The following is a 14,075-nucleotide window of genomic DNA, read 5'->3' as shown; positions in this document are numbered from 1 at the left end:
TACCTCGTGATCTACGTCGCGATGATCGTGTTCTTCTGCTTCTTCTACACCTCGATCGTCTTCAACCCGGCGGACACCGCGGACAACCTGAAGAAGCACGGCGGCTTCATCCCGGGCATCCGGCCCGGGGCCAACACGGCGGAGTACCTGAACTACCTCCAGGTCCGCCTGACCGTGGTCGGCGCCGCCTACCTGGCGCTGGTCTGCCTGCTGCCGGAACTGCTGATCGCAGAGTACGCCGTGCCCTTCTACTTCGGCGGTACCAGCCTGCTGATCGTGGTCTCGGTGACCATGGACACCGTCGGGCAGATCCACTCGCATCTGCTCGCACATCAATACGAAGGCCTCATCAAGAAGGCCAAGCTTCGGGGGAGGCGAGGTTGAACGTGATTCTTCTTGGGCCGCCGGGGGCGGGCAAGGGGACGCAGGCGAAGCGGTTGGAGGAGCGCCATCATCTGGTCCAGCTCTCGACCGGCGACATGCTGCGCGCCCTGGTCGCCTCGGGCAGCCCGCTGGGCGAGGAAGCGAAGGCGGTCATGGACGCCGGCAAGCTGATGCCCGATGACCTGATGGTGCAGATGATCTCGGATCGCATCGACGAGCCGGATTGCGAGGACGGCTTCATCCTGGACGGCTTTCCGCGGACCGCCGCCCAGGCGGAATCCCTGGACGAGATGCTGGCAAAAAAGGGCCTAAAGCTCGACCGGGTGATCCAGCTCGAGGTCGACGAAGAGGCCTTGGTTGGCCGGATCACCGGACGGTTTTCCTGCATCGCTTGCGGGGCGGGATACCACGACGAGTTCCAGCGGCCGAAGGTCGAGGGCGTCTGCGACAACTGCGGCGGGACCGAGTTCCGCCGCCGCGACGACGACAACGAGGCGACCGTACGAGCCCGACTGGAGGCCTACCACGCCCAGACGGCGCCGATCCTGCCCTACTACGCGCGGGCCGGCGTGCTGCAGGGCGTCGACGGGATGGCCGATATCGACGAGGTCACCCGCCAGATAGAGGAGGTTTTGGGCCGGGCATGAGTATTGACTCGCCGATCCCGGGACCTATAATCCTGCGTCCCCGACGCCAGCGCGGCCGCGGCCTTTGCGCATGTCCATATATCTAAGGAGTAACGCGGCGTGGCTCGCATAGCTGGCGTCAACATCCCGACTCAGAAACGCGTCCTGATCGGGCTGACCTACATCCATGGAATCGGCAATACCAAGGCCGCGGAGATCTGCGAGAAGGTCGGGATTCCGGCCGAGCGGCGGGTCAACGAGCTGACCGACGACGAGGTCGTGCGCATCCGCGAGACCATCGACCGCGACTACAGCGTGGAGGGCGACCTGCGCCGAGAGGTCGCGATGAACATCAAGCGCCTCATGGATCTGGGCTGCTACCGCGGTCTCCGGCATCGCAAGGGCCTGCCGGTCCGGGGCCAGCGGACCAACACCAACGCCCGCACGCGCAAGGGCCCGGCGCGGGCCATCGCGGGCAAGAAAAAAGCAGCGAAGAAGTAGGGCTCCGAAATGGCTAAGGCTCAACCGCGTTTGCGTCGTCGCGAGCGCAAGAACATCACCTCGGGCATCGCGCACGTGAACGCGACCTTCAACAACACCATCATCACCATCACCGACGTCCAGGGCAACGCGATCTCCTGGTCTTCGGCAGGGGGGCAGGGCTTCAAGGGCTCGCGGAAATCCACGCCCTACGCCGCGCAGATGGCCGGCGAGGACGCCGGGCGCAAGGCGCAGGAGCACGGGATGAAGACCCTGGAGGTCAACGTCAAGGGGCCTGGCTCGGGCCGCGAATCCGCGCTTCGGGCCCTGCAGGCGATCGGCTTCACGATCACGGCCATTCGGGACGTGACGCCGATCCCGCACAACGGCTGCCGGCCGCCCAAGCGCCGCCGCGTCTGACGCGGCTGCCGCGGGCCCACGGCAACCCGAAGAGAATCTGCCGGTCGACGGGATAGGCCCAGCGGCCGGGCGGCGCGGGCAAGGCGTCGCATGTATTTCCGCCTGCTAGACACGAGGGTGCAGCCGTGCTGCAGAAGAACTGGACAGAACTGATCAAGCCCAACAAGCTCGACATCCAGCCGGGCGCCGATCCGGATCGCCTGGCCAAGGTGGTCGCCGACCCGCTCGAGCGCGGCTTCGGCCTGACCCTGGGCAATGCCCTGCGTCGCGTGCTGCTGTCGTCGCTGCAGGGTGCCGCGGTGACCTCGATCCAGGTCGACGGGGTGCTCCATGAGTTCTCCTCGATCCCCGGGGTCCGGGAGGACGTCACCGACATCGTGCTCAACGTCAAGTCGATCGCCCTGCGCATGCACGGCGAAGGACCGAAGCGTATGCGCCTGCGCGCCGAGGGCCCCGGCGAGGTATCCGCCGGCCAGATCGAGACCGGGCATGACATCGAGGTCATGAACCCGGAACTCGTCATCTGCACCCTTGACGACGGTGCGAGGCTGGATATGGAGCTGACCGTCGAATCCGGCAAGGGCTATGTGCCGGGGACACAGAATCGCCCCGAGGATGCCCCGATCGGCCTGATCCCGGTCGACGCCGTCTTTTCGCCGGTGCGCAAGGTCGCCTACAAGGTCGACAACACCCGCGTCGGTCAGGTCACCGACTACGACAAGCTGACCATGGAGGTCGAGACCAACGGCGCGGTCACGCCCGAGGACGCGGTGGCCCTGGCAGCCAGGATTCTGCAAGACCAGCTGCAGCTCTTCATCAACTTCGAGGAGCCCAGCGTGCGGGAGGTCGAGGAGCGGCCAAGCGAGCCGCCCTTCAACCGCAACCTGCTGCGCAAGGTGGACGAGCTCGAGCTCTCGGTCCGGTCGGCCAACTGCCTGAAGAACGACAACATCGTCTACATCGGCGACCTGGTCCAGAAGAGCGAGGCCGAGATGCTGCGGACCCCGAACTTCGGCCGCAAGTCGCTGAACGAGATCAAGGAGGTCCTCTCGCAGATGGGCCTCCACCTGGGGATGGAGATCCCCACTTGGCCGCCCGAGAACATCGAGGAGATGGTCAAGAAGCTCGAGGAGCCCTACTGAGCGGCCGATCGGGCCGCGTCCCGACGATCACCCGCCGTACACGAGCCCGCCCCCAGGGGCGGGACGCGGCGGCGGGCCCTGAAATCGGTCTCGTGCGCGAGGCCAGGATGATGAGGAGGAGCCACGATGCGGCACGGCATGAGCGGCCGGAAGTTCAACCGGTCGAGCCCGCACCGGCAGGCCATGTTCGCCAACATGGCGGCGGCGCTGGTGAAGCACGAGCAGATCAAGACCACCCTGCCAAAGGCCAAGGACCTGCGGCGCGTCGTGGACCGCCTGATCACCCTGGGCAAGCGCGGCGACCTCCACGCCCGACGGCAGGCCCTTTCGATGCTGCGCGACCGCAAGATCACGGCCAAGCTCTTCGACGAGCTGGCGACGCGCTACAAGGACCGTCCGGGCGGCTACACCCGGGTGCTCAAGGCCGGCTTCCGCTACGGCGACATGGCGCCCATGGCGGTGATCGAGCTGGTCGACCGCGATCCCGAGGCCAAGGGCCAGGACTCCGGCCCGACCCAGGAGCAAGAGGTCGAGGAGACTGAGGCCGAGGCCTAGGGTCGGTCGCCCGATCCGGCCTCGCGCCGAGAGGACATAGCGCGGCAGCTTCCGCACCGGAAGCTGCCGTGTTTGCTTTGGCGATCAGGATGGCGTGATTTGACGCTTCGACCAGGTATGACTAGATGACATCCATGCGAGTCCGAGGAAACATCGCGTCGAAGGGTTTCGTCATGTTGCTGGCCCTTGCGATGCTGGGCCAAGCCCAGGCGCAGGAGCGGGCGGTGCCGAGCTCGCGCGACGAGGTCATGTTGAGCTTCGCGCCGGTGGTCAAGAAGGCGGCGCCGGCCGTGGTCAACATCTACACCAAGAAGGTCGTGCGCCAGCGGGCGGTCGCGCCGCTGTTCAACGATCCCATGTTCCGGCGCTTCTTCGGCGACGACTTCGGCTTTCTGGGGCGGCCCCGGGAGCGGGTGCAGAACTCCCTCGGGTCGGGCGTGATCGTCGACGACGAGGGCTTGGTCGTCACCAACCACCACGTCGTCGAAGGCGCCGACGAGATCCGAGTCGTGCTGTCGGACCTGCGCGAATACCCGGCCGAGCTGGTGCTCAGCGACGAGCGCACCGACCTGGCGATTCTGCGCATCGAGCCGGCGCAGGAGCGGCTGCCGGTGGTCGCGCTCCGCGATTCCGACGAGCTGGAGGTCGGCGACCTGGTGCTGGCGATCGGCAACCCCTTCGGCGTCGGCCAGACGGTGACCAGCGGGATCGTCTCGGCTCTCGCGCGGACCCAGGCCGGCATCTCCGATTACAGCTTCTTCATCCAGACCGACGCCGCGATCAATCCCGGCAACTCGGGCGGCGCCCTGGTGACCATGGACGGACGGCTGGTCGGCATCAACACGGCGATCTTCTCGCGCAGCGGCGGATCGATCGGCATCGGCTTCGCGATCCCCTCCGACATGGTCCGCTCGGTGGTCGCCAGCGCCAAGGGTGACGGCCGGATCGTTCGGCCTTGGCTCGGCTTCGTCGGCCAGACCCTGACCGCGGAGCTGGCCGAGGGCTTCGGCCTGCCGCGGCCGGGCGGCGTGCTGGTCAACCAGCTCTATCCCGGCGGCCCGGCCGAGCAGGCCGGCCTCATGGTCGGCGACGTGGTGGTCACGGTCGACGACCAGACCGTCAACGACGTCACCTCGCTGCGCTTCCGCGTCGCGACCGAGGTGCCTGGCGGGGACGTGCCCCTGGAGGTCTGGCGGGACCGGAGCAAGGCGCGGATGCAGCTGCCGCTGATGGCGCCGCCGGAGACGCCGCCGCGCGAAGCGCGCCTGCTGCGCGGCCGCCATCCCCTGAGCGGCGCGGTGGCCGCAAACCTCTCGCCGGCCCTGGCCGAAGAGCTCGATCTGCCCGGCGCCTGGGCGGGGGTGATCCTGACCGAGATCAAGCGCGGCTCGCCGGCCCGGCGGTTCCGCTTCAAGCCGGGGGACGTTATCCTTTCGATCAATGAGGCCGAGGTCGGCACGACCCTCGACCTGATGCGCCTCGTCGAGAGCAGCGATTCCTGGTCCATCAAGTTCCGCCGCGAGGGACGGGTCAAGGTGGTCCGGATCGAGGCCTGAGGCCGGCCGGCGGGAACCAGCGGCAACACGCGGCAGGAAACGAAGTGAACGGTCTGTTCGAGGCCCAAGCGCCGCGGCCCCTGGCGGACCGGTTGCGGCCCAAAGAACTGTCCGAGGTCGTCGGCCAGAACCATCTGCTCGGCCCCGAGGCGCCGATCGGCCGGATGCTCGCCCAGGGCCGCCTGGCCTCGATGGTGCTCTGGGGACCGCCGGGCTGCGGTAAGACCACCATCGCTCGCCTCCTGGCCGAGCGGACCGACCTGGTCTTCGAGCCGCTTTCGGCGGTCTTCTCGGGCGTGGCCGACCTGCGCAAGGTCTTCGCCGCCGCCAAGGAGCGGCGCCAGATGGGCCAGGGCACCCTGCTGTTCATCGACGAGATCCACCGCTTCAACCGGGCCCAGCAGGACGGTTTTCTGCCCTACGTCGAGGACGGCACGGTGATTCTGGTCGGGGCGACGACCGAGAACCCCTCCTTCGAGCTGAACGCCGCCCTGCTGTCCCGGGCCCAGGTCTACGTCCTGCGCCGCCTGGACGAGGCCGCGCTGGAGGAGCTTCTGCAACGGGCCGAGCGGGAGAGTGGCGGTCCCCTGGCGCTGGAGCCCGAAGCGCGCACGGCCCTGATCGCCATGGCGGACGGCGACGGCCGCTATCTGCTCAACCTGGCCGAGGAGCTCTACGCCCTGCCCGAGGGCCCGCCGCTCGACACTGCCCGCCTGGCGGAGGTGGTGCAGAAGCGAGCGCCGGTCTACGACAAGGGGCAGGAGAGCCACTACAACCTGATCTCGGCCCTGCACAAGTCGCTGCGCGGCTCGGACAGCGACGCGGCGCTCTACTGGCTGGCCCGGATGCTGGCCGGTGGCGAGGACCCGCACTACATCGCCCGCCGCCTGCTGCGCTTCGCCGTCGAGGACGTCGGGCTGGCCGATCCGGGGGCTCTGGAGCAGACCCTGGCCGCCTGGCAGGCGTACGAGCGCCTGGGAACGCCGGAGGGCGAGCTGGCCCTGGCCCAGGCGGTTCTCTACTTGGGCACGGCGCCCAAGTCCAACGCCGCCTACCGGGCCCTGGGCCAGGCCATGCGGGCGGCGCGTGAGAGCGGCTCCCTGATGCCGCCCCAGCACATCCTTAACGCGCCGACCCGCCTGATGAAGGACCTCGGCTACGGCAAGGGCTATGCTTACGACCATGACGCGCCCGAGGCCTTCTCCGGCCAGGACTACTTCCCCGAAGGTCTGCCGCGCCAGCGCTTCTACCAGCCGGCCGACAGGGGCTTCGAGCGCGAGATCCGCAAGCGCCTGGACTACTGGGACAAGCTCAGGGCCCGCCGGCAGGGGGGCGGGAAGGGCGAATAGCGGGCGGCTGCCCGGATCGCGGGCAGGTCTGCGATTCCATCGCAGGTGCCATGCAGCTTTGCCGGTTGCTCCCTACCCGAGAAGAGGTAAGGTCTCGCCGCCGCCCCGCGGGGAGGGCGCGGCCAAGCCTTTATAATCAGAGGACTGCAATGCCCGATTACACCTCGCCCGAACGGGCGCGGACGGCGCTGATAACCATCAATCTGCAGCGTGACTTCGTCAAGAACGGCTCGCCGCTGAGGTCCCGGGGCGTCGGGGCCGCGATGCCGGGCATCCAGCGCCTGGTCCAGGGCTTCCGGGCCGCCGGCCTGCCGATCATCCATGCCGTCCGGCTCTACCGACCGGACGGCTCCAACGTCGACAGCTTCCGGCGCAAGGCGGTGGAGGAGGGGCTCAGGGTCCTGATGCCGGGGACCATGGGGGCCGAGCTCCTGGAGGAGGTCAGGCCCTCCGCCGAGATCCGGCTGGACCCGGTGCCGCTCCTGGAGGGCAGTCCGCAGCAGGTCGGCCGGCAGGAATGGCTGATCTACAAGCCGCGCTGGGGCGCTTTCCACGGCACGGCCTTGGAGGAGAAGCTGCGCGCGCTGGGGGTCTCGACCGTGGTGCTCTGCGGCTGCAATTTCTCGACCAGCATCCGCTCCACGGTCTACGAGGCGGGATCGCGGGACCTGAGGGTGATCCTGGCGCCCGACGCGGTGACCGGGGCCTCCGAGGAGGCGGTCACCGAGCTCGGCCGGATCGGTGTCTACCTGATGAACAGCGGCGCCTGCCTGTCCTGGGTCGCGGCGGAGCCGCCGAACGACGAGGCAGCCTGAGCACGGCTGGCGGCTGGCCTGCCGCGGAGGGCTTTGCTACACCACCCGAGGCGCCGGAACGAGATCCGTTCGGGGGCCGAGGGGAGGTAGTCTTGGTTAAGATCCTCTTGGCGGTGGCCGCGGGCGGTGCCCTCGGCGCAGTCGGCCGCTACCTCGTGATCACGGCCGTGGGCCAGATCTTCGGCACCGGCTTCCCGCTGGGCACGATCGTGGTCAACGTCGTCGGTTCCTTCGTCCTGGGGGCGCTGACCGAAGTCCTGGCGCTGGTCTGGAGCCCTTCGCCGGAACTGCGGGCCATGATCGTCGTCGGCGTGCTCGGCGCCTTTACCACCTTCTCGACCTTCTCCTTGGACGTGGCGCTGCTCTACGAACGCGGGGCCCTGGGGCAGGCGGCGCTTTACGTGGGCGCTTCGGTGATCCTCTCGATCGGCGGCTTCTTCCTCGGCCTCGCCCTGCTGCGGAGCCTGCTGGCGTGAGCGCCGTGCGGACCCTCAGCGTCGCCGATGACGAGGCCGACCTGCGCCTTGACCGCTGGTTTCGCCGGCACTTTCCGGGCCTGGCCCACGGACGCCTGGAGAAGCTGCTGCGCACCGGTCAGATTCGGGTCGACGGCCGCCGCGCCAAGGCGGGCCTGCGCCTCGCTCCGGGGCAGGCGATCCGCATCCCGCCGGCCGTCGAGATGCCGCCGGCCTCGCCCCGGAGCGTCGCGCCGGAGGTCAGCCGGCGAGACCGGGCGGCCCTGGAGGCCGCGGTCCTGCACCGCGACGACTGGGTCATCGTCCTCGACAAGCCGGCGGGCTTGGCGGTCCAGGGCGGGACCGGGCAGAGCCGCCACCTCGACGCCATGCTGGAGGCCCTGCGCTTCGAGGCGGCCGAGCCGCCGCGCCTCGTCCACCGGCTCGACAAGGACACCAGCGGGGTCCTGCTCCTGGGCCGCAGCCGCGAGGCGGCCGGGCGCCTTGCCGAGGCCTTCCGCTCGCGGGAAGCCCGCAAGCTCTACTGGGCGGCGGTTGTCGGGGTCCCGGAGCCGCCCGAGGGCCGCATCGACCTCGCCCTGGCCAAGGGCGGCGGCGCCGGCCGCGAGAAGATGCGCGAGGACGCCGCCGAGGGCCGGCGGGCGGTGACCCGCTACAGGGTCGTCGACGCCGCGGGCCGGACCGCGGCCTGGCTGGCCCTGATGCCGCTGACCGGGCGCACCCATCAGCTCAGGGCCCATTGCGCCGCCCTGGGCACGCCGATCCTGGGCGACGGCAAGTACGGCGGCCGCAAGGCCTTCGCGGCCGGCGGCGACCTGCCCAAGCGCCTGCACCTCCACGCCCGGGCGATCAGCCTGCCGCACCCTTCGGGCCGGGGCCGGCTTGAAGTCGCGGCGCCGCTGCCGCCGCACATGGCCGAGACCTGGGCCCTGCTCGGCTTCGACGAGACGGCGGAGGGCGGCTTCGACTAGGCCGTCCCAGGCCCGCAAGCTCTGCTTGCCAAGGCATGGCGGAGAGGCTGGAATGGTCCCGGCAGGACTTCGCAGCTCCCCCAGGCAGGACGCCTTCGGCCGCCCAGGATGCGGCCGAAGCGCTCGGAACAAGGAACGGCGCCGTGGCAGGCCCAGAGCCGAGGCTGATCGTCTTCGATCTCGACGGAACCCTGGTCGACAGCCAGCACATTATCGTCGAGGCCATGTCCGCCGCCTTCTCGGGCAGCGGCTTTGCGCCACCCGAAGCCCGCTCGGTCCGGCGCGTGGTGGGCCTGAGTCTGGAGGAGGCGGTGGCCCGTCTCTTGCCTGACGCGGCCTCCTGCAAAGCCGAGGCAGTTGCCGACCGTTACCGCGACGCTTTCCTGGACCTGCACGCCGATCCGGCCCACGAGGAGCCGCTCTACCCCGGGGCCCTGGAGACGCTCGCCGCCCTCGATCGGCCCGAGACCTTGCTCGGCATCGCCACCGGCAAGGGCCGCAGCGGCCTGCGCAGGGTGCTGCAGCGCCACGGTCTGCTCGAGCGCTTCGTGACCCTGCAGACCGCCGACGACGGACCCGGCAAGCCGGACCCGGCGATGCTGTCCCGGGCCATGGCCGAAGCCGGCGTGGAGCGCCGGGCGACCCTGATGGTCGGCGATACCACCTTCGACATGGAAATGGCGCGGCGGGCCGGGATTCTCGGGATCGGCGTCGGCTGGGGCTACCATGAGCCCGAGGAGCTTCTGGCCGCCGGCGCAAGCCGGATCGTCGAGGCCTTCGACGAGCTGGAGGCGCTGCTGTCCGAGATCCTCCCGGAGCCGGGCCGGGACCGTCAGGGATGACGGCCGGCCCCGGCTTGCGTAAGCGCGTCTACAAGGAGGCGCGGGCGGCGGCGGCCGAGGACGGCTTCGAGGTCCAGCTTGACGGCCGGACCTTGCGCACGCCCGCCGGTGGTCGCCTGGTCCTGCCGGTCGAGGCCCTGGCGACGACCATCGCCGCGGAGTGGCAGGCCCAGGGCGACCAGGTCAATCCCGAGACCATGCCGATGATGTCCATCGCCTGCACGGCACTCGACCGGGTCGCGGGCCAGCGCGGCGAGATCGTCAAGGAGATCCTGCGCTTCGCGGAGACCGACCTGCTATGCCATCGCGCCGATACGCCTGCCGAGCTGGTCCGGCGCCAGGCTGAGGCTTGGCAGCCCCTGCTCGACTGGGCCGCCCAGGAGCTGGAGGCCCCTCTGCAGGCGACCACGGGCATCCTGGCCGTGGCCCAGCCGCCGGAGAGCCTGGCAGCCCTGCGCCGCGCCGTGGAGGGCCTGGACGACCTTGCCCTGGCCGCCCTCTCGGTGGCCGTGGCCGCAGCCGGGTCCCTGGTGATCGGCTTGGCGCTGCTGCGCGGCCGCTTGGACCCGGAGGCCGCCTTCGAGGCCGCCGAGCTGGACGCCAGCTACCAGATCGAGCTCTGGGGCGAGGACCCGGAGGCGACCCGCCGGCGCGCGATTTGCCGCGCCGACCTCTTCGCTGCGGCCCGCTTCGCCGGGCTGATCGAGGCCTAGCGGGGTCGGGGCATGACCGAGGCGCGCTATCCGCCGGGGGTGGCCTATCTCGACGGCCGTTACCTGCCCATGTCGGAAGCCAAGATCTCGGTGCTCGACTGGGGCTTCCTGCGCTCGGACGCGACCTACGACGTGGTCCATACCTGGCGCGGCCGCTTCTTCCGCCTGGACCGGCACCTGGAGCGTTTCGAGCGCTCCGTCACACGCCTCAGACTGTCTTTGCCCTTCGGCCGCGACGAGCTGGTCGAGGTGCTTCGGCAGTGCGTGCAGCGCGCTGACCTGGAGGACGCCTACGTCGAGATGATCTGCACTCGCGGGGTCTCGCCGACCTTCAGCCGGGATCCGCGCGACGCGGTCAACCGCTTCATCGCCTTCGCCATCCCCTTCGGCTGGATCCTGCGGCCTGAGGCGCGCGAGCGCGGCCTGCACGTCGCGGTCAGCCGGGTCCAGCGGATCCCGCCCCAGTCGGTCGACCCGACGATCAAGAACTACCATTGGCTCGACCTGGTCGCCGGCCTCTTCGAGGCCTACGAGCGTGGCGCCGAGAACGTGATCCTCACCGACGGCGCGGGCAACGCCGCGGAGGGGCCTGGCTTCAACGTCTTCGCCGTCGCCGGGGGCCGGGTGACGACCCCGGACCGCGGCGTGCTGGAAGGCATCACCCGGATGACCGCAATCGAGCTCTGCGCCGAACTGGGCCTGCCGGTCGAGGAGACGGCGCTGCCGGTCGAAGCCCTGCGCGCGGCCGACGAGGTCTTCATCACCTCGACCGCCGGCGGCATCATGCCCCTGACCCGGCTCGACGACCGACCGGTCGGCGACGGCCGCCCCGGCCCAGTGACCCGGGCGCTGACCGAGCTCTACTGGGCCAAGCACGAGGACCCGGCCTGGACGACGCCGGTTCGGGTTTGAGGTCCAGCTCTCGCCTTCAGTCGTCGTGAAGCCGGCGCAGCAGCGCCCAGAGGTCATCTCGATCGCGTTCCCAATGAGGCCGGATGGGTACGGTCTGATTGCTGTCCAGATCCCTCAGTTCTTTAGGCTGCGTCTCCCCGACGGCAACGGCCCAGACAGCCTGGCCGAATCGGCGCGGCTCGCCCCACATCGGATCGACCAGGAAGACCAGATAGGCCTTCCGGCCTTGCGGGCGCCAGACCGACTCCAAAGTCCAAAGCTCGTCGGCCCACCATTCGTCAGGACGCTGCCGCTCCTTTAGGCGCCAGCCGGTCTCTGGCAGGGCGGCCAGGATTTCGTTTCTCTGGGTGGAACTGAAGTCCATCGCAATAGCGGCTTCCAAGTAATGCGAGCTGAGACCAAGATACCGCGGGTGACCAAGGCAGGGATCAGGAAAGCGAGGTCGCGATGTCAGCAAGGTTCGAAAGATTGACCCCGATGCTCAATGTCGCTGATGCCGCCGCGACGGTCGCCTGGTACCAAGGCATCGGCTTCGAGGTGGTGAACACCTACGAGGAAGACGGCGCGATCAATTGGGCCTGGCTGCGGCGGGACGGGACCAACATCATGATCAATCAGCGCGCCCTGCCGCGCGAGGCCGCGACCGGGGTCAACCTCTACTTCGACGTCGACGACATCGACGCGCTCTGGGCCGAGCTCAAGGACCGGGTGACCGTCTCTGAGGCCATCACCGACCAGTTCTACGGCATGCGGGACTTCTGGATCGAGGACCCCAACGGCACCATCCTCGGCTTCGGCCAGCCGATCACCAAGCCTGAAGGATAGGGCGCCAAGATCGGTAGCGGTGGGTCATCCGGCCTCAACCGGCGGGGCAGACCCCGGCCGGCCAAGGGGTCTCCGGCCCCCACCACCTGACCTTGTCGGCGCCCCAGAAGAAGGGGCACCAGAAGTGCGCTTCGTCGTCGTTGAAGCCGCTGTGCGTCGTCGGCGACAGGTAGCAGGAGGGCGGGGGGTGCTTCGTGCCATCGCCTCTCCCGTCTTCGCAGGCGGCGGCATCGCCCTGCGCCCCCTCCCAATCGCCGGCCCAGTCGAAGACACGAAACAGCATGTGCTCGCGCGCCGCCTTCAGGAAGACGTGCCGGGTTGCCCTGAGGTTGCGCCACTTTCCCATGGTGCGGTCGATGGCCGTCTTCGGCGCCTCGTACATCTCGTCGACCCAGGCCAGCAGGCTGCCGGAGGGCGCGGCGCCGAAGGCGACCCGTTCCAGTGCGTCGTTCTTGGGATGGAGCATCAGGTTGTAGAAGTGCAGGGGCGTCGTCTCCCCTGTCTTTTCGTTGGCGCCGATGATCAGCGGCGACATGGCGCGGGCGCTGTCGCGAACGCTGGCCGCCGCGGCCATGAAGACCAGGTTTCTGTAGGGCAGGTCGGGATGTAGCGGGATCAGCTCGTTCATCACGATCGTGCCCATGCTGTGTCCGATGACCGTCAGCTCGATGTCGCGCCAGACCGGTCGTGCGTCGCCGACCAGGTGGTCCGGGCAAAGGTATTCGGGCGGCGCGCCGCCCGCCTCGGCGGTGGGTTCCGACGCGATGCAGTACTGCAGCAGGGTGAAGAACTTGGCGAAGGCGCCGATCCCGTTGGGGAAGCGCCGCTTCTCCGCCTCGACCTGCAGGACCAGGTATTCCCGATCTTCGCGGGGGAGCTTGCCGGCCTCCGACGGCAGGTTGTCGGCGAGGTTGATGTCGTACTCGATGGGACGGCGGATGGTCGTGCGGGTGCGGCGGACCATGTTCTCCCACATGGTCTTGCCGAGCGCGTCGATCATCGGCGTGGACAGGAAGCGGGTCGCGAAGAGGCCGTAGTAGGGCACGTCCCGCAAGGCCAGTCCCGGCTTGCGGTCCGGCTCCTTTCCGGTCATCAGGTTCCTTTCGGCGGACACCGTCCCGCCCTGGATGCCGAGCTTTCCAACGTCGGTCTCCTCCCGATCGCAGTCCTGGTCGCCGGAGGCCACAGCGCCGTCCGAGCCGTTCTCCTTGCAGATAACGGGGTCCAGCAAGAACTCGCGCCTGTCTGCGTCCCCGAAGGGATTGGTCGAGGCGGCGACGCGGAACAGCTGGGAGAGGTAGTTGACCGGCGCGCGGGCCAGGCCTTGGCCGAGGTCGCCGACGAAGTTGAGCGGCGCGCCGAGAAGCTGCGGGTCGCTTTGCCGCGTCCCGTTGCGCACGAAGGCGACCTGTTCGAGGTAGGTGTCGACAGGACCGGTCGGCCAGATCAGGAAGATCGGGTAGTAGCCGTCCCTTAGCATGCTGGGGACTTGCTTCTTCGCTTGCGCCTTCACCGTCCCCGGCGGATTGAGGCCGCCATTGAAGTAGATCAGGACCTGCTTGAATTCCTTCTCCTCGGCCCAGCTTCGAAAGCGCAGATAGCAGTTGAAGATCCGACTGAAGGCGAGATCGAAGTCGTTCCTCGCGTTGCCGGGTGCCCGGTACTTGACGCCCCCCTGCTCGGTCGCCTCGAGGATATGGTTCTCGACGTGGTATCCCGGATAGAGGTCGTCGTCGGAATCGGCGTCACCGAAGCGACAGTCCTGGACGGCGACCCGGTGAACTTCGTAGTCCTTGTCCGGCATCGCGATCGGGAACTTGTAGTCGTGCGGACTCGCGCAAGCCGTCAGGAGTCCGAGCAGAACCCAGGTCGCCCAGCGCGGCCGGCTTGCCGTAGCACAGGCCTTCGGGCCGGCGGCCCGGCCGTCCTCGATCTGCGGCATTGCTTCCCCCCTCGCCTTCGGCGTTTTCGGCACCTCGGCCGAGCGCACAGCGCGAACGGCTTGGCGT

General features: G+C 68.9%; 17 protein-coding genes. 15 read left to right on the top strand and 2 right to left on the bottom strand.

The features are described 5' to 3' along the window. The 14 genes from QNJ30_12810 to QNJ30_12745 all read left to right on the top strand — a co-directional run. Positions 1-384 (top strand): preprotein translocase subunit SecY (locus QNJ30_12810; protein ID MDJ0944345.1); only part of this gene is annotated, 384 nt, incomplete at its 5' end. Next, positions 381-1,031 (top strand): adenylate kinase, encoded by a 651-nt coding sequence (locus tag QNJ30_12805; protein MDJ0944344.1) that lies wholly within the window; start codon positions 381-383, stop codon positions 1,029-1,031. The genes QNJ30_12810 and QNJ30_12805, both read left to right, overlap by 4 nt. Before the next feature lie 99 nt (positions 1,032-1,130). Continuing rightward, the gene (gene rpsM, locus QNJ30_12800) at positions 1,131-1,511 is read left to right on the top strand and encodes a 30S ribosomal protein S13 (GenBank protein ID MDJ0944343.1); all 381 of its coding nucleotides are present in this window, start codon (positions 1,131-1,133) and stop codon (positions 1,509-1,511) included. Between the two features lie 9 nt (positions 1,512-1,520). Continuing rightward, positions 1,521-1,910, top strand: a complete 390-nt coding sequence (rpsK, locus tag QNJ30_12795; protein ID MDJ0944342.1) for a 30S ribosomal protein S11 — start codon at positions 1,521-1,523, stop codon at positions 1,908-1,910. A 125-nt stretch (positions 1,911-2,035) separates the two neighbouring features. Then, positions 2,036-3,052 carry a DNA-directed RNA polymerase subunit alpha gene (locus QNJ30_12790; protein ID MDJ0944341.1) on the top strand — a complete coding sequence of 339 codons (1,017 nt, stop codon included), beginning with the start codon at positions 2,036-2,038 and terminating at the stop codon, positions 3,050-3,052. A gap of 126 nt (positions 3,053-3,178) precedes the next feature. Continuing rightward, positions 3,179-3,607, top strand: a complete 429-nt coding sequence (rplQ, locus tag QNJ30_12785; protein ID MDJ0944340.1) for a 50S ribosomal protein L17 — start codon at positions 3,179-3,181, stop codon at positions 3,605-3,607. A gap of 173 nt (positions 3,608-3,780) precedes the next feature. Then, a complete protein-coding gene (locus tag QNJ30_12780; protein ID MDJ0944339.1) occupies positions 3,781-5,163 on the top strand; it encodes a DegQ family serine endoprotease in 1,383 nt (460 codons plus the stop codon). Positions 5,164-5,207: 44 nt separating this feature from the next. Continuing rightward, entirely contained in the window at positions 5,208-6,512 is a 1,305-nt protein-coding gene (locus tag QNJ30_12775) for a replication-associated recombination protein A (GenBank protein ID MDJ0944338.1), read from the top strand. Between the two features lie 149 nt (positions 6,513-6,661). Continuing rightward, positions 6,662-7,327, top strand: coding sequence for an isochorismatase family cysteine hydrolase (locus QNJ30_12770; protein MDJ0944337.1), 666 nt, complete (start codon positions 6,662-6,664; stop codon positions 7,325-7,327). 92 nt (positions 7,328-7,419) lie between these two features. Next, a complete protein-coding gene (gene crcB / locus QNJ30_12765; protein MDJ0944336.1) occupies positions 7,420-7,803 on the top strand; it encodes a fluoride efflux transporter CrcB in 384 nt (127 codons plus the stop codon). Beyond that, positions 7,800-8,774: an RluA family pseudouridine synthase gene (locus tag QNJ30_12760; protein ID MDJ0944335.1), complete on the top strand. Its 975-nt coding sequence runs from the start codon at positions 7,800-7,802 to the stop codon at positions 8,772-8,774. Before crcB ends, QNJ30_12760 begins: the two co-directional genes overlap by 4 nt. Positions 8,775-8,917: 143 nt before the next feature. After that, a complete protein-coding gene (locus QNJ30_12755; GenBank protein ID MDJ0944334.1) occupies positions 8,918-9,616 on the top strand; it encodes an HAD-IA family hydrolase in 699 nt (232 codons plus the stop codon). Further along, positions 9,613-10,329, top strand: coding sequence for an ATP12 family protein (locus QNJ30_12750; protein ID MDJ0944333.1), 717 nt, complete (start codon positions 9,613-9,615; stop codon positions 10,327-10,329). Before QNJ30_12755 ends, QNJ30_12750 begins: the two co-directional genes overlap by 4 nt. A gap of 12 nt (positions 10,330-10,341) precedes the next feature. Further along, positions 10,342-11,241 (top strand): aminotransferase class IV, encoded by a 900-nt coding sequence (locus QNJ30_12745; GenBank protein ID MDJ0944332.1) that lies wholly within the window; start codon positions 10,342-10,344, stop codon positions 11,239-11,241. Between the two features lie 16 nt (positions 11,242-11,257). Here the strand turns inward: QNJ30_12745 and QNJ30_12740 are convergent, their stop codons facing one another. Further along, complete coding sequence (locus QNJ30_12740) at positions 11,258-11,605, bottom strand: hypothetical protein (GenBank protein MDJ0944331.1); 348 nt, start codon at positions 11,603-11,605, stop codon at positions 11,258-11,260. Positions 11,606-11,718: 113 nt separating this feature from the next. Between QNJ30_12740 and QNJ30_12735 the strand changes: the two genes are divergently transcribed. After that, positions 11,719-12,066, top strand: coding sequence for a VOC family protein (locus QNJ30_12735; GenBank protein ID MDJ0944330.1), 348 nt, complete (start codon positions 11,719-11,721; stop codon positions 12,064-12,066). A 34-nt stretch (positions 12,067-12,100) separates the two neighbouring features. On the opposite strand, the gene QNJ30_12730 is transcribed toward QNJ30_12735, so the two are convergent. Then, the gene (locus tag QNJ30_12730) at positions 12,101-14,008 is read right to left on the bottom strand and encodes a hypothetical protein (GenBank protein MDJ0944329.1); all 1,908 of its coding nucleotides are present in this window, start codon (positions 14,006-14,008) and stop codon (positions 12,101-12,103) included. Between the last annotated feature and the right edge of the window lie 67 nt (positions 14,009-14,075).

The organism is Kiloniellales bacterium (assembly GCA_030066685.1).
Taxonomy (GTDB): Bacteria; Pseudomonadota; Alphaproteobacteria; order Kiloniellales; family JAKSBE01; genus JAKSBE01.
This window is presented reverse-complemented; position numbering and strand designations above follow the sequence as displayed.

Excerpts from the sequence above, each read along its gene's own strand:
- rpsK (MDJ0944342.1), top strand. The coding sequence starts at position 1,521 with ATGGCTAAGGCTCAACCGCGTTTGCGTCGTCGCGAGCGCAAGAACATC.
- rplQ (MDJ0944340.1), top strand. The coding sequence starts at position 3,179 with ATGCGGCACGGCATGAGCGGCCGGAAGTTCAACCGGTCGAGCCCGCAC.
- QNJ30_12780 (MDJ0944339.1), top strand. The coding sequence starts at position 3,781 with ATGTTGCTGGCCCTTGCGATGCTGGGCCAAGCCCAGGCGCAGGAGCGG.
- QNJ30_12770 (MDJ0944337.1), top strand. The coding sequence starts at position 6,662 with ATGCCCGATTACACCTCGCCCGAACGGGCGCGGACGGCGCTGATAACC.
- QNJ30_12750 (MDJ0944333.1), top strand. The coding sequence starts at position 9,613 with ATGACGGCCGGCCCCGGCTTGCGTAAGCGCGTCTACAAGGAGGCGCGG.
- QNJ30_12745 (MDJ0944332.1), top strand. The coding sequence starts at position 10,342 with ATGACCGAGGCGCGCTATCCGCCGGGGGTGGCCTATCTCGACGGCCGT.
- QNJ30_12740 (MDJ0944331.1), bottom strand. The coding sequence starts at position 11,605 with ATGGACTTCAGTTCCACCCAGAGAAACGAAATCCTGGCCGCCCTGCCA.
- QNJ30_12735 (MDJ0944330.1), top strand. The coding sequence starts at position 11,719 with ATGCTCAATGTCGCTGATGCCGCCGCGACGGTCGCCTGGTACCAAGGC.
- QNJ30_12730 (MDJ0944329.1), bottom strand. The coding sequence starts at position 14,008 with ATGCCGCAGATCGAGGACGGCCGGGCCGCCGGCCCGAAGGCCTGTGCT.